Genomic DNA, 22,605 nt, shown 5'->3' with positions numbered 1-22,605 from the left:
GGCGTACGCAGGTGGGTCAGCGGCGGCGCACCAGGGGGAAGGGCAGGGTCTCGCGGATCGTCAGGCCGGTGAGGAACATGACCAGCCGGTCCACGCCGATGCCGAGGCCGCCGGTGGGGGGCATGGCGTATTCGAGGGCGTCGAGGAAGTCCTCGTCGAGTTCCATCGCCTCGGGGTCTCCCCCGGCGGCGAGCAGGGACTGCGCGGTGAGACGGCGGCGCTGCTCGACGGGGTCGGTCAGTTCCGAGTAGGCCGTGCCGAGCTCGGTGCCGAAGGCGACGAGGTCCCAGCGTTCGGCCAGGCGCGGGTCCGTGCGGTGCTGGCGGGTCAGCGGGGAGACGTCGGTCGGGAAGTCCTTGTAGAAGGTGGGCAGCTGCGTCTTCTCCTCGACGAGCCGCTCGTACATCTCCAGGACCACGTCGCCGTGCGCGTCGTCGGCGGTGTAGGGCACGCCGGCCCGGTCGCACAGCCGGAGCAGCGCGGTCAGTTCGGTGCCGGGGTGGATCTCCTCGCCGAGGGCCTCGCTGATGGCGCCGTAGACGGTCTTGACGGGCCACCGGCCGGAGATGTCGTACTGCGTGCCGTCCTTGTGGGCGACGGGTCGGCCGAAGGCGGCGGTGGCGGCGCCCTGGACGAGTTCGCGGACGAGGTCGAGCATCACGTCGTAGTCGGCGAAGGCCTGGTAGGCCTCCAGCATCGTGAACTCGGGGTTGTGCTTGTAGGAGACGCCCTCGTTGCGGAAGGTCCGGCCGAGTTCGAAGACCTTCTCCATGCCGCCGACGCACAGCCGCTTCAGATACAGCTCGGGGGCGATGCGCAGATACAGGTCGAGGTCGTAGGCGTTGATGTGGGTGGTGAAGGGGCGGGCGTTGGCGCCGCCGTGGATCTGCTGGAGCATCGGCGTCTCGACCTCGAGGTAGCCGCGCTCCAGCAGGCCCTGGCGCAGCGCCTGGACGGCGGTGGAGCGGGCGCGGATCACCTCGCGGGCGTCGGGGCTCGCCACCAGGTCGAGGTAGCGGCGGCGGACCTTGGCCTCGGGGTCGGCCAGGCCACGGCGTTTGTCGGGCAGGGGGCGCAGGCACTTGCCGGTGAGCTGCCAGGAGGTGACGAAGACGGTCGGCTCGCCCTGGTCGCTGACGCCCGCACGGCCGGTGGCGGTGATGTGGTCGCCGATGTCGGTGTCGGCGCGGAAGTGCTCCAGGGCGGGGCCGGAGCGGTCGCGGGTCAGGGCGAGCTGGTGGTCGCCGGACCAGTCGCGCAGGACGGCGAAGACGATGCCGCCGAAGTCGCGGACCAGCATGATCCGCCCGGCGACGGTGACCTGCTCGCCCGGCCGGACCTCGGCGAGGGTGTGGGTGCGGGCCGGGATGTCCACCGGGTAGGGGTCGGTGCCGTCGGCGCGCAGCCGGTCGAGCTTGTGGTGCCGGACGCGGACCTGGTCGGACAGGCCGGAGAGGGGGTCGGCGGGCTCGGTCCCGTCCCCTCCGGCGAGGCCGAGCGCCGCCAACGACGGCAGGCCCGCCGTGGTGGCGGGCCGCTGCCCGCTCTTCGGGTGCCCTTTTCCCCAGAGTTTGCGCAGGGACGGTACGGAGACGAAACCCTCGGCGATACCGGAGGCGAGGCCGACCCGGGCGAGGGAGGCGGCCTCCGCGTAGCAGAGGAAGCGGGGGTACCACTCGGGGTGGTACTTGGCGTTGGAGCGGTACAGGGCCTCCAGCTGCCACCACTTGGAGAAGAACAGCAGCAGACGGCGCCACAGGCGCAGCACCGGTCCCGCCCCGATGCGGGCGCCTTCCTCGAACACGGAGCGGAACACGGCGAAGTTCAGCGAGACCTTGCGTATGCCCAGCTTGGGGGCGACGGCGCACAGTTCGGCGACCATGAACTCCATGACGCCGTTGGGGGCGGTGCGGTCACGGCGCATCAGGTCCAGGGAGACGCCGTCCCTGCCCCAGGGCACGAAGGACTGGAGGGCGAGGAGCCGGCCGTCCGGGTCGAGGGCCTCGGCGAGCAGGCAGTCGCCGTCCGCGGGGTCGCCGAGGCGGTCCAGGGCCATGGAGAAGCCGCGCTCGGTCTCGGTGTCGCGCCAGGCGTCGGCCCGCTCGACGAGCTGCCGCATCTCCTCCTCGGAGAGGGTGGAGTGGCGGCGGACCCGGCAGGTGACGCCGAGGCGGCGGACGCGGTTGACGGCCTGGCGGGTGACGCGCATGTCGCGGCCGTCGAGGTCGAAGTCCAGGACGTGCAGGATGGCCTCGTCGCCGAGCTGGAGCGCGCCGAGGCCGGAGCGGACGAAGGCCCGGGCACCCTCTTCGGAGGCGCCCATCACGGCCGGGACCCAGGCGTGGCGGCGGGCCACGTCCTGCCAGGCGGCGATCGCGTGCGGCCAGGCCTCCCGGTCGCCGACCGGGTCGCCGCTGGCCAGGCACACCCCGGCCTCGACGCGGTAGGTGACGGCGGCCTTGCCGCTGGGTGAGAAGACGGCGGCCTTGTCGCGGCGGGTGGCGAAGTAGCCGAGGGAGTCCTGGTCGCCGTAGCGGGCGAGGAGGGCGCGGATGCGGGCCTCCTCGTCGTCGTGCAGGGCGGCTTCGAGGCGCTGGGAGCGGAAGAGGGTGGCGGCGGCGTTCAGCAGGGCGAGGGCGCCGAACAGGCCGAGCAGGAAGAACAGGGCGTGCGGCGGGCGGCCGTCGAAGCTCCCGGCGGGGACCAGGCCGCCGCAGACCCGGTTCGCGGCCCACGCCAGGCGTTGGGCGCTGGGCAGGCTGCCGGGGAAGGCCTCGACCAGGGCCCAGCCGACCAGGATCGCCACGACCAGTCCGGCCACCAGGACGGCGAGGGCACGGCGTACGGCGGCGCGGCGGGAGGCGGCGTAGAACTCCTTGCGGGCGTAGATCAGCAGGATCAGGGCTAGGCCGCACACCACGAAGGAGGGGACGGACTCGGCGAACTCGCCGACGGCCATGCCGAGGATGTCGGTGAGGACCAGCAGGCCGAGGTAGACGACGACCAGCCACCAGGCGATCTTCTTGCGGGCGCCGGTCGCGGCGGCGAGCAGGAACAGGAAGACGGCGTAGGCGAGGTTGGCGCTGACCGGGACGAGCAGCAGGTCCAGGAAGCGCACGAGCGGGCGCAGGCCGGTGCGCAGCGGGGGGATCAGGGCCAGCAGGGCGCAGAGCAGGCCCAGTGCCCCGAAGAAGATCGCGAAGCCCTCGGGCACACGGCTCAGCACGCCGTGCGCCCGATGGGGCGGCCGTATCGGGCCTTCGGTGTCCTCGGCCGTCCCGGTGTCCGCGATGACGCTCATGCTTTCGACTGTAGGAACCGCCGGGCCTCCTCGCCCGTCGAGCGCCCGCCCGGCGGCCCGGCCACGGGGTTCCGATAGCCTCGCGGCGTGACGGAACAGCACTCCTCCCGGTTCGAGCGGGGCACGGACGGGCCGAAGGTGATCGTGGTCGGGGTGGACGGCTCCGACTCCTCGTGGCGCGCCGCGGCCTACGCCGCGGGTCTGGCCCGGCGGCAGGGCGCGCTGCTGGCCGTGGTCTACGTGCAGCCGGTGCTGGCGGCGGGTGCGGCGCTGGGGGCGCCGGTGGTGGAGACGACCGACGAGACCGCCGAGGACCTGGTGGCGCAGATCCGGGACGCCGCCGAGCGGCTCAAGGGGATGTTCGAGGTCCGCTGGGAGTTCCACACGTTGCGCGGCGACCCGTACAACGGCCTGGTGACGGCGGCCGACGAACTCAGGGCGGACGCGGTGGTCGTGGGCGCCTCGGAGCAGGCGGGCCACCGCATCGTCGGCTCGGTGGCGGTCCGTCTGGTGAAGGCCGGCCGGTGGCCGGTGACGGTGGTGCCGTAGACCGGAACGGGCGTTTTATCCGATCCATGCGTGGTGTCTTCCGTCGGGCGGTCGCGTGAGCCATCATGATCCGCCGTCAGCCGTTTGCCACTCGTGAAGAGGTGAGGCGCATGGCCGGGATCCGGATGGGTGAGGGGATTCTCCGCCGCAAACCCATCGAGCAGATCGACGAGACGGAAGCCGGCGAGGGCGGTGGGCTGGAGCGGTCGCTGGGGCTGTGGCAGCTGACCGCGATCGGCGTCGGCGGCATCATCGGCGCGGGCATCTTCACGCTCGCGGGAACCGTCGCCAACGGCACGGCGGGCCCCGCCGTGCTCCTCTCCTTCCTCATCGCGGGCGTCGCGAGCGCCGCCGCGGCCCTGTCCTACGCCGAGTTCGCCGGGCTCATCCCGAAGGCCGGCTCGGCCTACACCTACGGCTACGCGGTGCTCGGCGAGCTCGCGGGCTGGTTCATCGGCTGGGACCTGCTGCTGGAGTACACGGCGATCGTGGCGGTGGTCGCGATCGGCATCTCCGGCTACTTCAGCTTCCTGGTCGGCGAGATGGGCGCCGATCTGCCGGCCTGGATGCTGGGCGCCCCGGGCACCGGAGACGGCCACCGGGTCGACCTGTTCGCCGCGCTGCTGTGTCTGCTCACCGCCTACCTGCTGAACCTCGGCATCAAGAACGCGGCCCGGTTCGAGACGGTCGTGGTGGTCCTGAAGGTCCTGGTGGTGCTGCTGGTGATCGGCGTGGGCGTGTTCCACATCGACACGGCGAACTACAACCCCTTCTTCCCCTACGGCGTGGGCGGGGCGTTCACGGGCGCGGCGACGGTGTTCTTCGCGGTGTTCGGCTACGACGCCATGTCGACGGCGGCCGAGGAGTCCAAGGACGCGCAGCGGCACATGCCGAAGGCGATCATCTACTCGCTCGTCATCTCGATGGTGCTGTACGTGGCGGCCTGCCTGGTGCTGACGGGCATGCAGAACTACAAGGACATCGACAAGGAGAGCGGCTTCTCGACGGCGTTCAAGTCGGTGGGGCTGAGCGGGCTCGCGGACGTCATCGCGGTGGGTGCGATCATCGGCATCCTCACGGTGATGTTCACCTTCATGCTGGGCGTGACCCGGGTGTGGTTCTCGATGTCCCGGGACGGACTGCTGCCCAAGTGGTTCGCGAAGACCCACCCGACGCGGCATGTCCCGACGCGGGTCACCTGGATCGTCGGGGTGGCGTCGGCCGCCATCGCCGGGTTCCTGCCGATCGGCGAGGCGGCCGAGCTGACCAACATCGGCATCCTGCTGGCGTTCGTGGTGGTGTGCACGGCGGTGGTCGTGCTGCGGTACCGCCGGCCGGAGCTGCCGCGCACGTTCCGTACGCCGTGGATGCCGGTGGTGCCCGCGGTGGGCGTCGTGTTCTCGATCTGGCTGATCACGTTCCTGCAGTGGCAGACCTGGGTGCGGTTCGCCGTCTGGTTCGTCCTGGGGCTGGTGGTCTACTTCGCCTATTCGTACCGCCGTTCGGAGTTGGCGCGGCGCGGGACGCCGGAGCGGACGTAGGCGCTACTGACCCATCACCAGGCCGTCCCCGGCCGCGCCCCGGCTGAGCACGACGTCGCGGATGCGGTCGCGGACGGCCCGGAGGTCGGCGCCCTCGGCGATCGCCCGGTTGAGGTTCACCACCCGGCCGGCGTCGACGTCGAAGAGCTGCGGCACGAACTCCGCCTTCGTGACCTCCCAGCGCCCGCCGGGCCGCGCCGGCGGGGCGAAGGTGAAACGGCCGAGGGTGGACTGGTTGCCGCGGGGGTCCTTGACGCCCTCGTGGTTGGTCATCTCACCGGCGATCTGGTCGCCCATGCCGTAGATCACCCAGGTGCCGTTGACCTTCTCGTAGGCCTGCGGGACGTGGGCGTGGGTGCCGAGGATCAGGTCGATGTCGGGGCGGTCGCCGGTGCGCGCGGCGGTGAGGCTCCGGGCCAGGGTCAGCTGCCGGTCGTCGGGGGCGTCCTGCCACTCGGTGCCCCAGTGCAGGGAGACCAGGACCACGTCGGCGCCCGCCCGGCGCGCGGCCCTGGCGTCGGCGACGATCGTCGCCTCGTCGATGAGGTCGACGGCCCAGGGCTGCCCGTCCGGGAGCGGGAGGCCGTTGGTGTCGTAGGTGTAGGCGAGGTGGGCGATCCTCGCGGGGCCGGCCCGCAGGACGGTCGCGGTGGCCGCCTCCTCCTCGGTGCGTGCCGAGCCGGCGTGCCGGACACCCGCGCGGTCGAGGGCGTCGAGGGTGCGGCGGATGCCGTCGGCACCGTCGTCCAGCGTGTGGTTGGAGGCGGTGGAACAGCCGTCGTAGCCGGTGACGGCGAGGGCCCGGGCCACCTCGGGCGGGGACTTGAAGGTGGGGTAGCCGGTGTAGACGCCGTCCGCGCCGTAGACGGTCTCCATGTGGCACAGGGCGACGTCGGCGCGGGAGACGACGGGGCGGATCCCGGCGAGCATCGGCCGGAAGTCGTAGCCGGCGTCACCGGCGTCGAAGCGGGCCCGGTCGATGATCGTGCTGTGCGGGAGGACGTCACCGGAGGCGACCAGCGTGAAACCGCGGGGCCCGGCGTCCGGTGCCGGGCGTCCGGGGCCGGGTGTGTCGTGACCGCGAGCCTGGCAGGCGGCGCCTGCGGCGAGGACGACGGTCAGGGCCAGGGCGATCTGTCGACTGCGTGCGAGCATGCATTCACCCCACTGTGGGCGTTGTGGTCGTATTTACACACGAACAGGAAAGAAGGCCCGCGTCGCCTCACGCGGCTCCGACACGCTCATCGGCCCCTCCGGCACCCGCATGGCCGGGCGCGCCGACCGTTCGTCGAACCGTTCGTCGACGCGATCGACCGTCCGCCGCACAGCCGGGTACGTGCCCTGTGCCCCGGCCGCCCCCTGCGGTGGCATACGGCCATGACGGCCGGATCCACACTCATGAACGGAACGACCGCCGAGCACGAGCTCGCCGCATTGCAGCGGGAGCACGGCCGGCCTCTCTTCGCGCTGCTGCTCCGGCTCTGCGACGGTGACCGGCAGCGCGCCGAGGACCTGGTGCAGGAGACGCTGGTGCGCGCCTGGCAGCACCCCGAGGCCCTGCGCGCCGACGACTTCGACTCGGTGCGGCCCTGGCTGATGACCGTGGCGCGGCGGCTCGCGATCGACGCCCGGCGGGCCCGCCAGGCACGTCCGGCCGAGGTCGGCGACGCGGTGCTGGAGAACGCGCGGGTCAGCTCCGACCACGCCGAGCGGGCCGCGGCGATGCTCGACGTCCGCCGGGCTGTGAAGACACTCACTCCGGAGCACCGTGAAGTCCTGGTGCTGGTGTATTTCCAGGGGGCGAGTGTGGCGGAAGCCGCGTCGGCCCTCGGGATCCCGCCCGGTACCGTGAAGTCCCGCGCGTACTACGCGCTGCGCGCCCTGCGCAGGGTGCTCCCGGGATACGCCGCCGACCTGCGGTGAAACCAATGGGTGGGTCAAGCCTCCGTAAAGCGCCTTGCCGGGGACCCCGGTTGAGTAATCGGCTGTCCTCATCCGTGTTCCGGAGGGGGCCGTCAGTGTCCCCGGGGGCCCGGTGTCGGGCGACGCGCACGTACCGGAGGAAGGCAGGAAGGGATGCTGGACGAAGAGCAGGGGAGCACGGACGGTGCCGACGGTGAACTGACCGTCCCCATGGCGTGGTTGTACGCCGAGTACATCGCCGACGAGCTGCTGCGGACCGGCGATCTGATGCCGCCGACGTCCTTCGAGTTCCGCGCCGGGCGGGACGCCCTGGCGCTCACCATCTTCCTGTCCGACACCGACGGGGAGCTGTCCGGCATCCGGGTGGTCACCCAGCTGGAGACCTGGTTGTCGCTGACCGCGTACGACCAGCCGTGGCAGGAGTGGGTGCGCGACCGGCTGGCGCAGCTCGCCGTGGGCGCCGCGCGCTCGGGCCGGCCCGCCCCGGACCTGGACCTCGCGCGGGAGGCCTGGCGCTGGCTGCGGGAGACGGAGCTGCTCGCGCCCGATCTCAACGCGGTGCCGGGGGGCGCGCCGGTGGTCGGGGAGGACGAGGGACCGAAGGTCTGGACGCCCGCCTGGCAGCTCGGACTGCCGCTGGGACACCTCGCGATCCATCTTTTTTAGACTTCCGCGGCCCGGGACCAATCCGCGGGCCGGAGGGCTCCGAATCCTTTGGTTGCGATTGTGTCACCGGCTTGAGTGATTCCGCTGCCTGGTCCGTACCGGTGGGAGCAAGGAGTAACCCCACCCGCACCCAACGGCACGAGGATTCGGCATGAGGTCCCTGGAGAGGCATCGCGACGTCGCGGCCTACGCGCTCGGCGTGCTGGACGAGGCGGAGGCCTTCCGCTTCGAGGACCACCTCATGGAGTGCCCTCGGTGCGCTGCAGAGGTGACGGAATTCGGCGCGACCACACGGCAGTTGATGCTGTACCGGCGGGCGACACCCAGGTTCGTGCACCCGATGGCACAGCCCGGGCCGCGCATGCTGGACGGGCTGCTGGCCGAGGTCGCGACCCGGCGCCGGGCCGGACGCAGGCGCCTGCTGTTCACCCTCGCCGCCTCGGTGGTCTTCGCGGCCTCGGTGCCCGGCATCGCGATGATGGCCGAGGGCGACTCCCCGCAGCCCCGCACGGTCGCGGCGACCGACACGCGGACGGGCGTGTGGGCGCAGGTCACCACGGCGGACGAGGCCTCCGGCAGCCAGGTCGAACTGAAGGTGAAGGACGGCTCGGGACCGCGCGCCTGCCACCTGGTGATCATCGGCCACGACGGCACCGAGGAGACCGCCACCAGCTGGCACGGCCCCGGCCACGACGACCCCAACACGATGATGGCCAGCTCCTCCATGCATCCCGAGGACATCGCCCGCTACGAGATCCGCTCGGCGGCCGGCGAGGTCCTGTGGAGACTCCGGCCGAGCTGACCATCCGTCCGCCCCCGCCGCCGGGCGCCCGGCGCGCCCCGGTGTGAGACTGCTGGGTGACGCACCGGGACAGCGCGCGAGGGGAGACGAAGTGACGACGGCGGAGACCGGCGACAGTCGTCTGGAGGAGTTCCTCGCCGACCCGCGGACCGCGGCGCTCGACCTGACCACCGCGGCCGCCCGCTGCACCAAGGCCCTGGGGATCCCGCGCTCCGTGGTCTACCTGGCCGACATCCAGCAGCGCCGGCTCGTGCCCCTCACCGACGTCACCGCGTCCCTGCTCGTCGACGACTCGCTCGCGGGCTGGACCTACCGCACCCAGTCGCTGCGCGTGACGGACTCGGAGTCGGGCGGCATGACCGCCTGGCTGCCCCTGGTGGACGGCGCGGAACGCCTCGGCGTCCTCGCCGTGCACGTTCCCGCGCTGACCCCGGCCGTCCTGCGCAGCAGCCGGGCCCTCGCCACGCTGATCGCCATGATGATCACGACCAGCCGGGCGTACGAGGACTCCTTCGTCCGGCGGACCCGCACGCACCGGATGCGGCTGCCCGCCGAGATGCTGCGGGCCTTCCTGCCGCCCCGCACGATCGGCACCGCCCATGTGGTCTCCACGGCCGTGCTGGAGCCCGCCTACGAGATCGGCGGGGACGCCTTCGACCACTCCCTGACCGAGACGACCCTGCACGCCACGGTCCTCGACGCCATGGGCCACGACCTGGCCGCCGGGCTCACCACCGCCGTGTCGCTGGCGGCGTGCCGCAACGCCCGGCGGACCGGCGCGGACCTGCCGGAACTGGTGCAGTGCGTCGACGAGGCGCTGGCGCAGTGGCTTCCCGACCAGTTCTGCACGGGTGTCCTGGCCCAGCTGGACCTGGCCTCGGGAGTGCTGCGGTGGGCCAACTGCGGTCATCCCGCCCCGCTGGTGATCCGGGACCGGCGGCTGCTCGGGGACGCCATGCTGCGTGAGCCAGAGCCGCCGATGGGCCTGCCCTCCCTGCTCGCGGGACGGAAGCGGTCGGTGCACGAGATCGCGTTGAAGCCCGGCGACCGGGTGCTGATGTACACCGACGGGGTCACCGAGGCGCGGTCGGCGGACGGCGGGGAATTCGGCCTCGAACAGTTCGCCGACTACATCATCCGGGCGACGGCCGCCGGTGAGCTGGCGTCCGAGACACTGCGGCGTCTCATCCACTCCATCCTCGACTCCTCGACCAGCCGGCTGCGCGACGACGCGACCATCCTGATGTTCGAGTGGGCGCCGCCGTCCCGGTGACCCGGGCGCGGTTCGCGGGTCACTTCAGCAGGCGGGACATCCTGCGGTCCGCGAGCGGCTTGCCGCCCGTCTGGCAGGTCGGGCAGTACTGGAGCGAGGAGTCGCTGAAGGACACCTCCCGGACGGTGTCGCCGCACACCGGGCACGGCTCACCGGTGCGGCCGTGGACCCGCAGTCCGCTCTTCTTCTCGGCCTTCAGCCGCCCGGCCGCCACGCCCCGGGAGCGTTCGACCGCCTCGGTGAGCGTGTCGCGCAGGGCCGCGTACAGCCGCGCGGTCTCGTCCTCGCTCAGGGACGCCGCCAGCTTGAACGGCGACATCTTCGCCGCGTGCAGGATCTCGTCGCTGTAGGCGTTGCCCACGCCCGCGATCAGGCTCTGGTCCCGCAGGGCGCCCTTGAGCTGCCGCCGTTCACCGGCCAGCAGCCGGGCCAGGCGCCGCTCGTCGAAGTCGTCGGCCAGCGGATCGGGACCGAGCCGGGCCACGCCGGGGACCTCCCGCGGGTCGCCCACCACGTACACCGCGAGCCGCTTCTGGGTGCCGGCCTCGGTCAGGTCGAAACCGGCGCCGGTCTCCAGGGCCACGCGCAGGGCGAGGGGTCCCTTGCCGGGGCGCGGGGGCCCGTCGGGCAGACGGTCCTTCCAGTGCAGCCAGCCCGCGCGGGCCAGGTGCGTCACCAGGTGCGGTCCGTCGGCGGTGGCCAGGTCGAGGAACTTGCCGTACCGGCGCACGGCGGTGACCTCGTGGCCCTCCAGTGCGGACAGGGGCGGTTCGTACGTCTTGAGGACGCTGATCGCGACGGGCAGCACCCGTACGATCTCGTGGCCGACGAGGTGCTCGGTCAGGAAGTCCTTGAGCGCCTCGACCTCGGGGAGTTCCGGCATGGTTCCAGAGTGCCACGCGGGGTCAGTCCTGGCCGGGCACGACGAACTCGCACCACACCGCCTTGCCGCCGCCCCGGGCCTCCACGCCCCACACGTCGGTGAGCAGCTCGACCAGGAGCAGGCCCCGCCCGGAGACGCCCGACTCGCCCGCCTCGCGGCGGCGCGGCAGGGCGCTGGAGGAGTCCTCCACTTCGACGCGCAGGCGGCGCTGGGAGCCGGTGAAGGCCCGCAGCGTCACGACCGCGGAGCCCTCGGTGTGCATCAGGGCATTGGTGATCAGCTCGTCGGCGACCAGTTCGATCTCGTCGGCGCGATCGCCGGCTCCCCAGGCGGCGACCGCGGTGCGGATCATCCGCCGGGCCTCGGTCAGGGCGGCCGGGTCGCCGGGGGCGACGTGCTGCTGGAGCCGGCGGCCGGACTGCGGGTGGTCGGGGCCGCGGCGGCGCAGCAGGAGCAGGGCTACGTCGTCGTCGCCGCAGCGCTCGGCGGCCACGTCGATCAGCCGGTCGGCGAGCTTCCGTACGTCGTCGGGGCCGGTTTCGACGAGCGCGCTCAGGGTGCGCATGCCGTCGTCGAGGTCGGCGCCGGGCTGCTCCACCAGGCCGTCGGTGCACAGCAGCAGCGTGTCGCCCGGGTCGAGCTCTATGGCGCTCACCGGGTATTCGAGGCGGCCGAACTCGGCGGACAGCCCGAGTGGCAGCCCGCCCGGGACGGTGACGCGGCGGCAGGAGCCGTCGGTGTGGCGCACCAGCGGGTCGATGTGGCCCGCCCGGACGATCTGGAGGACGCCCGTGGACAGGTCGGCCTCGGCGTAGAGGCAGGTCGCCGAGCGGTCGGTGTCGAGTTCGTGCAGGAAGACGGAGGCCCGGGCCATGACGGTGGCCGGCGGGTGGCCCTCGGCGGCGTAGGCGCGCAGCACGATGCGCAACTGGCCCATGACGGCGGCCGCGTGGGTGTCGTGGCCCTGGACGTCGCCGATGACGGCGCCGACCCGGCCGCCGGGCAGGGGGATCAGGTCGTACCAGTCGCCGCCGATGTCCCGGCCGACGGAGCCGCCGATGGTGGCGGCGCGGTAGCGGACGGCGACGTCGGCGCCGGGCACGCTCGGGATGGTCCGGGGCAGCATGGCCTGCTGGAGGCCCTGTGCGAGGTCCATCTCCTGCTCGAAGAACATAGCCCGTTGCAGGCTCTGCGCGATGCTGCTGCCGAGGGCGACGAGGATGTTGCGCTCCTCGGGGGTGAAGCCGTACCGGTCGCTGTAGAGCAGGCCCATCGCGCCGATCGGCCGGGCCTGGACGATGAGCGGCAGATAGGCGGCCGAGGTGATGTCGAGGCCGGTGATGTGGGGCCACAGGACCGGGTAGCGCTCGGCGAACTCCTGCGGTGACTCGATGAAGCAGGGGCCGAGCGTCCGCACGGCCTCGCTCATGGGGTAGGGCTCGTCGATCCTCGTGACGCGGGTGCCGGGCACGAAGCTGTCCGTGGGGCCCTCGGCGACCAGGCGGATGCGGTCGGCCTCGACCAGGCCCATGACGAGGCTGGTCGCGCCGAGGTGGACGAGGCCGTGGGTGTCCTTGAGGACGTCGATGACGTCCTGGACGGTGCGGGCGTGGGCGAGGGCGGCCGTGGTGAGTTCGACGACGCTGGTCTGCTCCCTGCGGGCCTCGTCCTTGGCGGCCTGGTCGCGGCGGGCGTCGCTCTCGCCGAGCTCCTGGGTGGCGTCCCGGACGATGCCGATGATGCGGCGCGGGCGTCCGGTGTCGTCGCGCCGGATGTAGCCCTGGGTGTGGGTCCAGCGCAGGGTGCCGTCGCGGCGGCGGATGCGGAAGTAGGCGCCGTAGTTCTCGCTGCCGTTCTTCAGCGCCTGGGAGACCGCGGTGTCCAGGCGTCGGGACTCGTCGGGCGGCACACGTTTGGCGAGGGTCTCGGGATGGTCGTCGTACTCGTCGGGGCGCACGTCGAAGATGTCGTGGGCCTGGGCGTCCATCTGCATCAGGCCGGTGTCCAGATCCCAGTCGAAGCTGCCCATCCGGTTGAGCGCGAGGATCGGGTCCGGGTGGGCGGGCCAGTCGTCCGGGAGGGAAAGGGCGTTCGCTCCCCGATCAGCCATGGGCCCACCTTGCCAGGATTCGTCCGATTCTTCGACCGGATGTGCCGAGTGTACGGGCCGCCCCGCCGGAGCGGCCCTCAGTCACCGAAGACGCCTGTGGGGCCGCCGGGGATGCGTCCGGCGGCCCGGTCGTCGGGGATCAGCCCGGCTCCGTCGGGCGGATCGGGGTCGTCCGGGACGGCCGCGGGGCCGACCTCGTCGAGGCCGCCTGGGTCCTCCGGGGTGGCCGGCTCGTCGGGAAGCGGGACGGTCTCCTCGGGTCGGGGCAGGGCCGCCTCCGTGTTCGGGTCCCTTCCCGGGCGGCTGGGGGCGGCGGGGATGTCGCGAGGGACGGAGCCGCCCGGGTCGGGGGCCGGCTCCGCGAACGGATCCGATTCGGGCACGGCCTGGGGCCGGGGCGGGGTGGGCGGTGGGGACGGCTCCGGGGTGCCCGTCACCCGGGCCGGTGACGGCAGGGCCCGGTCGTGGCGTACGTCGTGGCCGGTACGACGCTCGATCCAGGTCCGGGCGACGACGTCGACGATCGTGAAACCGGTGACGGCCCGGGGGGCGGGCGTCACGACGATCACCTCGCCTGGCCGGTAGCCGGGCCAGGGGGTGCCCCGCGTGACCGGCGTGCCGCGCGGCGCCGTCGGGGGGCGCAGCGGGTTGCCGCAGGCGCAGCGCACGCGCGGCACGCCCCGGTCGTCGACCAGGACGGCGCTACCGGCCTGGAGGACGGACGGGTGACGGGTGACGCGTCCGGCCCGCAGCCCGTGGCCGGTGACGCGGGTGTCGGCGCGCAGCACGACCGGGGTCAGCGCACGGATGTAGTCGGGGACGGCCGCCGGGGAGACGCCCACGACCCGGGCGAAGGCACGGCGCCGCACCCGGTCGCGGGTGAGGTGGCCGATCTGCCGGCCGATGTCACAGATGCCGGTGCGCTCGGTGCCGCCGTACAGGCCGGGTGTCGCGCCGGACAGGGAGCGCGGCCCGCTCCGGGCGGTGAGGGCCCGATCGGTGCCGCTCGGCGTTCGCGGGGCGGGAGACGGGGTAGCCGCCGTGAAGGCCGTGGAGTCCGTGAAGGGGTCGGGCCCCGGCGCGGCGGCCGGCTGGAGGAGGAGTTCCTCCCGGGCGTGCGCGTCATCTCCATGACCGGTGGCGTCGCCGCGCCCGGTGATGTCGTCGCCGCAGCCGGAGAGGAGGAGCACCGTCACGAGCGCGCAGGTCGGAACGAGGGTCCCGGTGGGTGTCCGCACCTCGTCCTCCCGCTCACCTCGGCCCTTTTCGGCCCCTGCGTCACTATTGTTTGCTTCGCTCACTCGGGTCACGCAACCGGAAGCGCCGGTACACGCGGCGTGACGACCGGGCCGGGCGCCGCACCGGAAGGAGGACCGCACGGCCGTGGACTGGTTCACCGCGTCCGGCTACTGGCTGACCCGGCTGGTCTTCCAGCGGGCGCTGGCCGCCGTGTACCTCGTGGCCTTCTTGACGGCGGCCCTTCAGTTCCGCGCCCTGATCGGGCGGCGCGGCATGCTGCCGGTGCCGGGGTTCGTCGAGCGGGTGCCGTTCAAGCGGGCGCCGAGCCTGTTCCAGCTGCACTACTCGGACGGTTTCTTCGCGCTGTGCGCGTGGACGGGCTGCGCCGTGTCGGCGGCGCTGCTGGCCGGGGTGGACTCGCTGCTGCCGTTGTGGGGCGCCACGCTGCTGTGGCTGGTGCCATGGGTGCTGTACCTGTCGATCGTGAACGTCGGGCAGACCTGGTACTCGTTCGGCTGGGAGTCGCTGCTGCTGGAGGTCGGGTTCCTCGCCGTGTTCCTCGGCAACGACGAGGTGGCGCCGCCGGTCGTGGTGCTGTTCCTGCTGCGCTGGATCCTGTTCCGGGTGGAGTTCGGGGCAGGGCTGATCAAGATGCGCGGCGACGCGTGCTGGCGCAAGCTCACCTGTCTGGACCACCATCACGAGACGCAGCCGATGCCGGGCCCGCTGAGCTGGTTCTTCCATCACCTGCCCAAGCCCCTGCACCGCGTCGAGGTGGCCGCCAACCACGTCACCCAGCTCGTGGTGCCGTTCGCGCTGTTCACCCCGCAGCCCGTCGCGACGGCCGCCGCGTCGCTGATGATCGTCACCCAGCTGTGGCTGGTGCTGTCGGGCAACTTCGCCTGGCTGAACTGGATCACGATCGTGCTGGCACTGTCGGCGGTGCGCTTCCCGGCCGATCCGCCGGACCTGCCCGGCGCGCCGCTCTGGTACGTCGTCGTGGTGCTCGCGGTGTCGGCACTGCTGGCCGGCCTCAGCCACCGGCCGGTCCGCAACATGCTCTCCCGCCGCCAGGTCATGAACCGCTCCTTCGACCCGCTCCACCTGGTCAACACCTACGGGGCGTTCGGCAGTGTGAGCCGGGTGCGCTACGAGGTGGTGGTGGAGGGCACGGCCGACGAGGTGCCGCGCGCGGAGTCGGGCTGGCGGGAGTACGAGTTCAAGGGCAAGCCGGGCGATCCGCGGCGCTGGCCGCGCCAGTTCGCGCCCTACCATCTGCGGCTCGACTGGCTGATGTGGTTCGCCGCCCTCTCCCCCGCCTACGCCGAGCCCTGGTTCGGGGCGCTGGTGGAACGGCTGCTGGAGAACGACCGGGACACCCTCAGGCTGCTGCGCCGCTCACCGTTCCCGCCGGACGAACCCCCGACGTACGTGCGCGCCCGCCTGTTCCGCTACCGCTACACGACGTGGCGTGAGCTGCGGGAGACGGGCGCGTGCTGGGAGCGGACGTACGTCAGGCAGTTCCTGCCGCCGACGCGGCTGGCGAAGCCGGTTCACAGGCCGTAGACGCGGGTGGCGGTGGCTTCGAGGATCTGCGGGTGGTCCTTCGGGTCGGTCAGGCGGCGGGTGAGCTCCAGGGTGTCGCCGTACGGCAGCGCCCGCGTGGACACCGGCCAGTCCGAGCCGTGCATCAGCCGCTCGGGGCCGAACGCCTCCAGGGCCACGTCGGCGTAGGGGCGCAGTTGGTCGACCGTCCAGGAGGCGGGGTCGGCCTCGGTGGCCAGGCCGGACAGTTTGGCGACCGTGTTGGGCAGGGCGGCGAGGGCGCGCAGGCCGGCCGCCCAGGGTTCCAGGGCTCCGGCGGAGATGGGGGGCTTGCCGAGGTGGTCGAGGACGAAGGTGAGACCGGGCAGGTCGGCGGCGGCCCTGACGCAGGCGGGCAGGTGGTGCGGGAGCACGACCAGGTCGTAGACGAGCCCGGCGTCGGCGACGGCGGCCAGTCCGCGGCGCACGTCCGGGCGCAGCAGCCAGGCCGGATCGGGTTCGCCCTGGACCTGGTGGCGTATACCCTTGAGGTACCGGCCGCCGGGGAGGGCGCGCAGGCGGGCGAGTTCGTCGGCGACGTCGGGGCGGGTGAGGTCGGTCCAGCCGACGACCCCCGCGATCAGGTCGTGCTCGTCTGCCAGGGCCAGGAACTCGGGGGTCTCCTCGGCCACGGTGACGGTCTGGACGAGCACCGTGCGGTCCACCCCGGCGGCCCTCGCCTCGGGTTCGAGGTGCTCCATCGTGAAGTCGCGCCGCAGGGGCGCGAGTTCGGGGCCGGTGAGCCAGTCCTGGTCCCGGACGGACAAGTCCCAGACATGGTGGTGGGCGTCGACCGCGCTCATGACGGCAGCTCCCGGACGACGGGTGAACGGGCGCAGTCCTCGCGCTCCGGGACCTCGCGGTGGGCGGCGACGCGGCCGGTGCCGTCCTCGGTGTGCGGGGCCGCTCTCATGACGGCTCCTCGCGGGGTACCGGGGCGTCGTCGGGCAGCAGGCCCCCGGCGCGCAGGTCCTGCCAGAACCCGTCGGGCACCCGGGCGGCGAACTGGTGGGCGCAGTCGCGCACTTCGTGCGCGGAGCGGGCGCCGACGAGGACGCTGGCGACGGCCGGGTGGGCGGCGCAGAAGGCCAGGGCGGCGGCGCGCAGCGTGGTGCCGTGCCGGTCGGCGACCGACTTCAGGCGCAGGGCGCGCTCGACGAGGGCGGAGGGGGCGACGGTGTAGTTGTACCTCGCCCCGGGTTCGGGGTTGGCCAGCAGGCCGGAGTTGAAGGCGCCGCCGATCACGACGGACGTGCCGCGTTCGTGGGCCGCGGGCAGCAGGTCGGTGAGGGCGCTCTGGTCGAGCAGCGTGTAGCGGCCGGCGCACAGCACCACGTCGACGTCGGTGTCGCGGACGAAGCGGGTGAGCATCTCCGCCTGGTTCATCCCGGCGCCGATCGCGCCGACGACCCCCTCGGAGCGCAGGCGCTCCAGCGCCGGATAGCCCTCCCGGAAGGCCGCTTCGGCGTGCTCGTCGGGGTCGTGGAGGTAGACGACGTCGACCCGGTCGAGGCCGAGGCGTTCCAGGCTGGACTCCAGGGTGCGGCGGATGCCGTCGGCGGTGAAGTCCCATACGCGGCGGTGGGTCGCGGGCACGGCGAAGCCGCCCGCCAGGTCGTCACCGGAGCCGTCCGAGGGCTCCAGGCGGCGGCCCACCTTGGTGGAGATCGTGTACCGGTCGCGCGGGTGGGCGCGCAGGGCGGCACCGAGGCGGCGTTCGGACAGGCCGAGGCCGTAGTGCGGGGCGGTGTCGAAGTAGCGGATGCCGCGCTGCCAGGCGGCCTCCACGGCGTCGTGGGCCTGCCGCTCACCGACCTCGGTGTACAGGTTGCCGATGGCGGCGGCGCCGAAGGACAGGGGGCTGACCGCGACTTCGCTGCGGCCGAGCCGGTTCACCGGGCCACCGGGCGCGGCCGCAGGCCCTGCATGCCGCCGTCGACGGCGAGGGCCGTGCCGGTGGTGGCGCCGGACAGGGGGCCCGCCAGGTAGGCGACGGCGCCCGCGACCTCGGCTGCCGAGACGAGCCGGCCGGTGGGCTGGCGGGCCTCCAGGGCGGCCCGTTCGGCGGCCGGGTCGGGCGCGGCGTCGAGGAGGCGGCCGACCCACGGGGTGTCGACCGTGCCCGGGTTGACGCAGGTGACGCGGATGCCCTCGCGGACGTGGTCGGCGGCCATGGCCAGGGTGAGGGAGTACACCGCGCCCTTGGTCGCGCTGTACAGGGCGCGCTGCGGCAGGCCGGCGGTGGCGGCGACGGAGCAGGTGTTGACGATGGCGGCGTGCGCGGAGGCACGCAGGTGGGGCAGGCAGGCGCGGGTGGTGCGGACCATGCCGACGACGTTGACGTCGTAGACGCGGTGCCATTCGTCGTCGGGGTTGTCCTCGACGGTGCCCTGGGCGCCGATGCCGGCGTTGTTGATCAGCACGTCCAGTCCGCCGAGGTCGGCGACCGCCGCCGCGACGGCCTCGCGCACGGACTGGTCGTCGGTGACGTCCGCGCGGTGGCCGATCAGCGGCTCGCCGACCGGCGAGGGGTCGAGGTCGAGGACGGCGACGCGGGCGCCGCGCTCGGCCAGGAGCTCGGCGGTGGCCCGGCCGATGCCGGAGGCGCCGCCCGTCACCAGGGCTCTGAGGCCCTCGAAGTCGCTCATTCAGTGCTCCTTCACGAGGTCGGCGGCCCAGAACGCGCCGCCCGGGTAGCTGTACCGCGCGAGCGACTCGGGCCGCATGGCCGCCGAGAAGCCCGGCGCGGTGGGTGCCATGTAGTGACCTTCGCGGATCACCACCGGGTCCAGGAAGTGGTCGTGCAGATGGTCGACGTATTCGATGACGCGGTTCTCGGTGGTGCCGGTGAGCGCCACGTAGTCGAACATCGACAGGTGCTGGACGAGTTCGCACAGGCCGACGCCGCCCGCGTGCGGGCACACCGGTACGCCGAACTTGGCGGCGAGCAGCAGGATCGCGAGGTTCTCGGGGACGCCGCCGACCCGGGCCGCGTCGATCTGGACGACGTCGAGCGCGCCGGCCTGGAGGAGCTGTTTGAAGACGATCCGGTTCTGCACGTGTTCGCCGGTGGCGACCTTCACGGGGGCGACGGCCCGGCGGATCGCCGCGTGGCCGAGGATGTCGTCGGGGCTGGTGGGCTCCTCGATCCAGTAGGGGTCGAACTCGGCGAGGGCCTGGGTCCAGCGGATCGCCTCGCCGACGTCCCAGCGCTGGTTGGCGTCGACGGCCATGCGCACGTCCGGGCCGATGACCGAGCGCGCCACGCGGCAGCGGCGGATGTCGTCGTCGAGATCGGCTCCGACCTTGAGCTTGATCTGCCGGAAGCCGTCGGCGACCGCCCGGGCGGCGAGCCGGGTGAGTTTCCCGTCGTCGTAGCCGAGCCAGCCGGGCGAGGTGGTGTAGGCGGGGTAACCGCGCTCCAGCAGACGGGCCGTGCGCTCCTCGGCGCCCTGCCGGCCCCGGCGCAGCAGCGTCAGGGCCTCCTCGGGGGTGAGGGCGTCGGTGAGGTAGCGGAAGTCGACCTGGCGCACGAGCCAGTCGGGTTCGGCCTCGGCGAGCAGCCGCCACAGCGGCAGACCGGCGCGTTTGGCGGCCAGGTCCCACACGGCGTTGACGACGGCGCCGATCGCCATGTGCATCACGCCCTTCTCGGGTCCGAGCCAGCGCAGCTGGCTGTCGCCGATCAGGTCCCGGTCGAGGGTGGAGGGGTCGGCGCACAGCGCGTCGAGGTCCCGGCCGACCAGGTGCCCGCGCAGCGCCTCGATCGCGGCGACCTGCACCTCGTTGCCCCGCCCGATGGTGAAGGCGAATCCGTGCCCCTCGTGACCGTCGGCCGCGTCCGTGCGCAGGACGACGTAGGCCGCCGAGTAGTCGGGGTCCGGGTTCATCGCGTCGGAGCCGTCGAGTTCGCGCGAGGTGGGGAAGCGGATGTCGTGGGTGTCGACCGCGGTGATGCGGGCGGGCGTCGGGGACACGGAGGGCCTTTCGGGTCGGGACGCGGCGGGGAGGTCGGTCCTGGGCGGGGCCGGTGGTGCCCCGGGCGGGCCGTGGGCGGTGAGCACCAGGGGCTCCGGAGGCCGGCACACCCGCGCCGGGTCCCGTGACGTGTCCGGTCTCCGCCCTGTGCTTCCGGGCATCCCAGGGAGCTCCCTCCGACCGGTGGTCCAGCAGATGTCCGCATATTTATCAGACCACTCGCCCGCCGGGACACCCTCCGACAGCAGATTGTCCCATCTCCGACCCGGAGTGGTCCGACCACTTGGCTGGTTACACTGCGCCGGAGCGCGTGATCGGAGGAACGGCGTGGACGACGGAACAGCCCCGCAGAAGGGCACCGTGACGCAGCGCGCCATCGACCGGATCAAGGCGATGATCGGCGAGGGCCGGCTGGAGCCCGGCCAGCGGTTGCCGACCGAGCGCGATCTGGCCGCCCGGCTCGGCATCTCGCGCAGCTCGATGCGGGAGGCGATCCGCGCGCTCACGGTCCTGGGCGTACTGGAGGCCCGGCACGGCTCGGGCATCTACGTCACCCGGCTGGAGGCCGGCGATCTGCTGGAGACCTTCGGCGTCGTGGCCGACCTCTCGCGCGGCCCGCAGCTGGTCGAACTGCTGGAGATCCGGCGGGTCCTGGAGTCGACGGCGACGGCCCTGGCCGCCGCGCGGATCACCGCGGACCAGCTGGCCGAGGTGGAGAAGCACCTGGCGGCCATGAACGCCACGGACGATCCGGAGGAGATCCTCGCCCACGACCTGGCCTTCCACCGGGAGATCGCGGCGGCCGCGGGCAACGAGACGATGGCCGCGATCCTGGAGGGCCTGTCCTCGCGGACGTTCCGCGCCCGCGTCTGGCGCGGCTATCAGGAGGAGGGCGCCTTCGCCCGCACCCGCCGCGAGCACGCGGCCATCCACCGGGCCCTGGCGGCCCGCGACCCGGAGGCGGCCCGCACGGCGGCGGCCGCGCACGTGGGTGAGGTGGAGCAGTGGCTCCGGGCACGGCTCGGGCCCTAGGGCAGTCCCAGGGCCCGGTTCCGCGCGGCTACTTGAACTGGCCGGGCTGATAGTCGCCCGCCGGCTGCTGGAGTATGACGTTCAGCCGGTTCGCGGTGTTCATGAAGGCGATCAGGGTCACCAACGCCATCAGCTGTTCCTCGTCGTAGTGCTTGGCGGCCCGCTCCCACACCTCGTCCGGCACCCCGCCGGCGCCGTCGGCGATCCGGGTGCCCTGCTCGGCCAGTTCCAGCGCGGCGCGCTCGGCCTCCGTGAAGACCGTGGCCTCCCGCCACCCCGCCACGAGGTGGAGCCGTACGGCGCTCTCGCCCGCGGCGGCGGCCTCCTTGGTGTGCATGTCGAGGCAGACCGCGCACCCGTTGATCTGGCTCACGCGCAGCGAGACCAGTTCCCGGGTGGCGGCCGGCAGCGGTGACTCCACCACCAGCCGCCCGACGGCGGAGAACTGCTTGACGAGCTTGCTCGCGCTCGGGCTGCCGAAGATGTCCAGTCGTGCGCTCATGGTGAGCTCCTCTGCCGTTGTCGGTGCGTACACCCCTATGAGGCAGCGGCCCCTCACGATGTGACATGGACGGATGTGACCTGCGTCTCCCCTCTCCCCGGCAGCCCCGCGGAGGCGCGGGGGCAGGCCCGGGCCCGGCCTGTTCATCCCGTGCCCGGCGGGGTCACACTGGGCCGTATGCGGCTTCGGGGCATCGCCTGCGCGGCCGCCGGAGTGTTGCTGGCCGTCACCACGGGCCGCACCGGCGGTGCCGGGGACGCCGTGCCCGCGACCTCCACGGCCTCGGCCCGGGTCACTGGGGCCGGTCCCCGCACCGCCTCCCCCGCCCCGGCCGACCCCGTCTCCCTCCAGGCCCTGATGCGGCGCGAGCACACGGGCTCCGGCCTGCGTCTGGGCACGGTGCTCGACCGCACCTCCGCCTACACCCGCCACGCCGTCACGTACGAGGCGAACGGCCTGACGATCTCGGGGATCATGAACATCCCCCGGGGCGACGGCCCCTTCCCGGCGCTGGTGCTGGCCCACGGCTACATCGACCCGGACGTCTACTCCAGCGGCCAGGGCATGCCCCGCGAGCAGGACCGCCTGGCCCGGCGCGGCTACGTCGTCCTGCACACCGACTACCGCAACCACGCCCGCTCCGACAAGGACCCGGACAACGACGTGAACCTGCGCCTCGGGTACACCGAGGACGTCATCGGGGCCGCTCTGGCCCTGCGCGATGCCGGGCGTCCCGAGATCGACGGCGACCGCATCGGGCTGTTCGGGCGGTCCATGGGCGGAGGCGTCGTGTACAACACGCTGGTCGTGGCACCGGGCCTGTTCGACGCGGCGGTGGCGTACGCCCCGGTCAGCGCGCGGCCGGAGGAGAACATCGACCACTTCCAGCGGTCCGACGGCGACCCCGTGGTGGCCGAGATCGAGGCCGAGCACGGCACGCCCGAGACGAACCCGGCCTTCTGGCGCGGTGTCACGCCCCTCGGCCACCTCGACCGTGTCACCGAGCCGCTGCTGATCCAGCACGGCACCGCGGACGACACCTGCCCACCGGCCTGGTCCCGGGAGACCGCCGCCGCCTTCGCCAGGGCGGGCAAGGACGTCGAGCTGCGCGGCGTCCCCGGCGAGGGGCACACCTTCGGGCCGAAGTGGGCGTCCTCGATGGACGTCACCGAGGCCTTCCTCGCGCGGCATCTGCGCTGAGCGCGCACCGCGGTGACGCACG

19 protein-coding genes are annotated in these 22,605 nt (G+C 73.0%); 9 read left to right on the top strand and 10 right to left on the bottom strand.

Annotated features, from left to right (window positions below; translation table 11 throughout):
- Positions 1-16: 16 nt before the first annotated feature.
- Positions 17-3,301, bottom strand: a complete 3,285-nt coding sequence (gene lysX / locus AC0665_RS12060) for a bifunctional lysylphosphatidylglycerol synthetase/lysine--tRNA ligase LysX (protein WP_478605786.1) — start codon at positions 3,299-3,301, stop codon at positions 17-19.
- An 87-nt stretch (positions 3,302-3,388) separates the two neighbouring features.
- On the opposite strand from lysX, the gene AC0665_RS12055 reads away from it, so the two are divergent.
- Together AC0665_RS12055 and AC0665_RS12050 are read left to right on the top strand one after the other, a co-directional pair.
- On the top strand, positions 3,389-3,850 hold the full coding sequence (locus AC0665_RS12055; protein WP_478605789.1) for a universal stress protein: 462 nt from the start codon (positions 3,389-3,391) through the stop codon (positions 3,848-3,850).
- A gap of 110 nt (positions 3,851-3,960) precedes the next feature.
- The gene (locus AC0665_RS12050) at positions 3,961-5,391 is read left to right on the top strand and encodes an amino acid permease (protein ID WP_363116641.1); all 1,431 of its coding nucleotides are present in this window, start codon (positions 3,961-3,963) and stop codon (positions 5,389-5,391) included.
- A gap of 3 nt (positions 5,392-5,394) precedes the next feature.
- Here AC0665_RS12050 and AC0665_RS12045 read toward each other — a convergent pair whose 3' ends face one another.
- A complete protein-coding gene (locus tag AC0665_RS12045) occupies positions 5,395-6,546 on the bottom strand; it encodes a CapA family protein (protein WP_478605793.1) in 1,152 nt (383 codons plus the stop codon).
- Between the two features lie 222 nt (positions 6,547-6,768).
- Here AC0665_RS12045 and AC0665_RS12040 point away from each other — a divergent pair, with 222 nt between their 5' ends.
- The 4 genes from AC0665_RS12040 (at position 6,769) to AC0665_RS12025 (ending at position 10,055) form a co-directional block, all read left to right on the top strand.
- Positions 6,769-7,314 (top strand): sigma-70 family RNA polymerase sigma factor, encoded by a 546-nt coding sequence (locus AC0665_RS12040; protein ID WP_468632710.1) that lies wholly within the window; start codon positions 6,769-6,771, stop codon positions 7,312-7,314.
- Between the two features lie 153 nt (positions 7,315-7,467).
- Positions 7,468-7,980: a hypothetical protein gene (locus AC0665_RS12035; protein ID WP_468404290.1), complete on the top strand. Its 513-nt coding sequence runs from the start codon at positions 7,468-7,470 to the stop codon at positions 7,978-7,980.
- Between the two features lie 151 nt (positions 7,981-8,131).
- A complete protein-coding gene (locus AC0665_RS12030) occupies positions 8,132-8,782 on the top strand; it encodes a zf-HC2 domain-containing protein (protein ID WP_468632708.1) in 651 nt (216 codons plus the stop codon).
- A gap of 91 nt (positions 8,783-8,873) precedes the next feature.
- Positions 8,874-10,055: a PP2C family protein-serine/threonine phosphatase gene (locus AC0665_RS12025; RefSeq protein ID WP_478704929.1), complete on the top strand. Its 1,182-nt coding sequence runs from the start codon at positions 8,874-8,876 to the stop codon at positions 10,053-10,055.
- A 19-nt stretch (positions 10,056-10,074) separates the two neighbouring features.
- Here the strand turns inward: AC0665_RS12025 and AC0665_RS12020 are convergent, their stop codons facing one another.
- From AC0665_RS12020 to AC0665_RS12010, 3 genes are all read right to left on the bottom strand, one after another.
- Positions 10,075-10,938, bottom strand: coding sequence for an Fpg/Nei family DNA glycosylase (locus tag AC0665_RS12020; protein WP_468404284.1), 864 nt, complete (start codon positions 10,936-10,938; stop codon positions 10,075-10,077).
- Between the two features lie 22 nt (positions 10,939-10,960).
- Entirely contained in the window at positions 10,961-13,048 is a 2,088-nt protein-coding gene (locus AC0665_RS12015) for a SpoIIE family protein phosphatase (protein ID WP_478704928.1), read from the bottom strand.
- 77 nt (positions 13,049-13,125) lie between these two features.
- A complete protein-coding gene (locus tag AC0665_RS12010) occupies positions 13,126-14,286 on the bottom strand; it encodes a DUF6777 domain-containing protein (RefSeq protein ID WP_478704927.1) in 1,161 nt (386 codons plus the stop codon).
- A gap of 145 nt (positions 14,287-14,431) precedes the next feature.
- On the opposite strand from AC0665_RS12010, the gene AC0665_RS12005 reads away from it, so the two are divergent.
- Positions 14,432-15,853, top strand: coding sequence for a lipase maturation factor family protein (locus AC0665_RS12005; RefSeq protein WP_478704926.1), 1,422 nt, complete (start codon positions 14,432-14,434; stop codon positions 15,851-15,853).
- Here AC0665_RS12005 and AC0665_RS12000 read toward each other — a convergent pair.
- The 4 genes from AC0665_RS12000 to AC0665_RS11985 all read right to left on the bottom strand — a co-directional run bounded on the left by AC0665_RS12000 (position 15,841) and on the right by AC0665_RS11985 (position 19,848).
- On the bottom strand, positions 15,841-16,674 hold the full coding sequence (locus tag AC0665_RS12000) for an amidohydrolase family protein (RefSeq protein ID WP_478704925.1): 834 nt from the start codon (positions 16,672-16,674) through the stop codon (positions 15,841-15,843). The genes AC0665_RS12005 and AC0665_RS12000 overlap by 13 nt on opposite strands.
- Positions 16,675-16,780: 106 nt before the next feature.
- On the bottom strand, positions 16,781-17,767 hold the full coding sequence (locus AC0665_RS11995; RefSeq protein WP_478704924.1) for an aldo/keto reductase: 987 nt from the start codon (positions 17,765-17,767) through the stop codon (positions 16,781-16,783).
- Positions 17,764-18,519: an SDR family NAD(P)-dependent oxidoreductase gene (locus tag AC0665_RS11990; protein ID WP_478704923.1), complete on the bottom strand. Its 756-nt coding sequence runs from the start codon at positions 18,517-18,519 to the stop codon at positions 17,764-17,766. The genes AC0665_RS11995 and AC0665_RS11990 overlap by 4 nt, the downstream gene beginning before the upstream one ends.
- Positions 18,520-19,848, bottom strand: coding sequence for an L-fuconate dehydratase (locus AC0665_RS11985; protein ID WP_478508736.1), 1,329 nt, complete (start codon positions 19,846-19,848; stop codon positions 18,520-18,522). It abuts the gene before it with no gap.
- Between the two features lie 328 nt (positions 19,849-20,176).
- Between AC0665_RS11985 and AC0665_RS11980 the strand changes: the two genes are divergently transcribed.
- Entirely contained in the window at positions 20,177-20,881 is a 705-nt protein-coding gene (locus tag AC0665_RS11980) for a FadR/GntR family transcriptional regulator (protein ID WP_468404268.1), read from the top strand.
- Between the two features lie 28 nt (positions 20,882-20,909).
- Here the strand turns inward: AC0665_RS11980 and AC0665_RS11975 are convergent, their stop codons facing one another.
- A complete protein-coding gene (locus AC0665_RS11975) occupies positions 20,910-21,383 on the bottom strand; it encodes a carboxymuconolactone decarboxylase family protein (RefSeq protein WP_468404266.1) in 474 nt (157 codons plus the stop codon).
- A 177-nt stretch (positions 21,384-21,560) separates the two neighbouring features.
- Between AC0665_RS11975 and AC0665_RS11970 the strand changes: the two genes are divergently transcribed.
- Entirely contained in the window at positions 21,561-22,583 is a 1,023-nt protein-coding gene (locus AC0665_RS11970; RefSeq protein WP_478704922.1) for an alpha/beta hydrolase family protein, read from the top strand.
- Positions 22,584-22,605 lie beyond the last annotated feature (22 nt).

Source organism: Streptomyces sp. NPDC043685 (assembly GCF_056436585.1).
The sequence above is the reverse complement of the archived record's forward strand: the minus strand, read 5'-3'. Positions and strand labels throughout refer to the sequence as shown.

Excerpts from the sequence above, each read along its gene's own strand:
- AC0665_RS11970 (WP_478704922.1), top strand. The coding sequence starts at position 21,561 with ATGCGGCTTCGGGGCATCGCCTGCGCGGCCGCCGGAGTGTTGCTGGCC.
- AC0665_RS12035 (WP_468404290.1), top strand. The coding sequence starts at position 7,468 with ATGCTGGACGAAGAGCAGGGGAGCACGGACGGTGCCGACGGTGAACTG.
- AC0665_RS12020 (WP_468404284.1), bottom strand. The coding sequence starts at position 10,938 with ATGCCGGAACTCCCCGAGGTCGAGGCGCTCAAGGACTTCCTGACCGAG.
- lysX (WP_478605786.1), bottom strand. The coding sequence starts at position 3,301 with ATGAGCGTCATCGCGGACACCGGGACGGCCGAGGACACCGAAGGCCCG.
- AC0665_RS11990 (WP_478704923.1), bottom strand. The coding sequence starts at position 18,519 with ATGAGCGACTTCGAGGGCCTCAGAGCCCTGGTGACGGGCGGCGCCTCC.
- AC0665_RS12000 (WP_478704925.1), bottom strand. The coding sequence starts at position 16,674 with ATGAGCGCGGTCGACGCCCACCACCATGTCTGGGACTTGTCCGTCCGG.
- AC0665_RS12030 (WP_468632708.1), top strand. The coding sequence starts at position 8,132 with ATGAGGTCCCTGGAGAGGCATCGCGACGTCGCGGCCTACGCGCTCGGC.
- AC0665_RS12015 (WP_478704928.1), bottom strand. The coding sequence starts at position 13,048 with ATGGCTGATCGGGGAGCGAACGCCCTTTCCCTCCCGGACGACTGGCCC.
- AC0665_RS11975 (WP_468404266.1), bottom strand. The coding sequence starts at position 21,383 with ATGAGCGCACGACTGGACATCTTCGGCAGCCCGAGCGCGAGCAAGCTC.
- AC0665_RS12040 (WP_468632710.1), top strand. The coding sequence starts at position 6,769 with ATGACGGCCGGATCCACACTCATGAACGGAACGACCGCCGAGCACGAG.
- AC0665_RS12045 (WP_478605793.1), bottom strand. The coding sequence starts at position 6,546 with ATGCTCGCACGCAGTCGACAGATCGCCCTGGCCCTGACCGTCGTCCTC.
- AC0665_RS12050 (WP_363116641.1), top strand. The coding sequence starts at position 3,961 with ATGGCCGGGATCCGGATGGGTGAGGGGATTCTCCGCCGCAAACCCATC.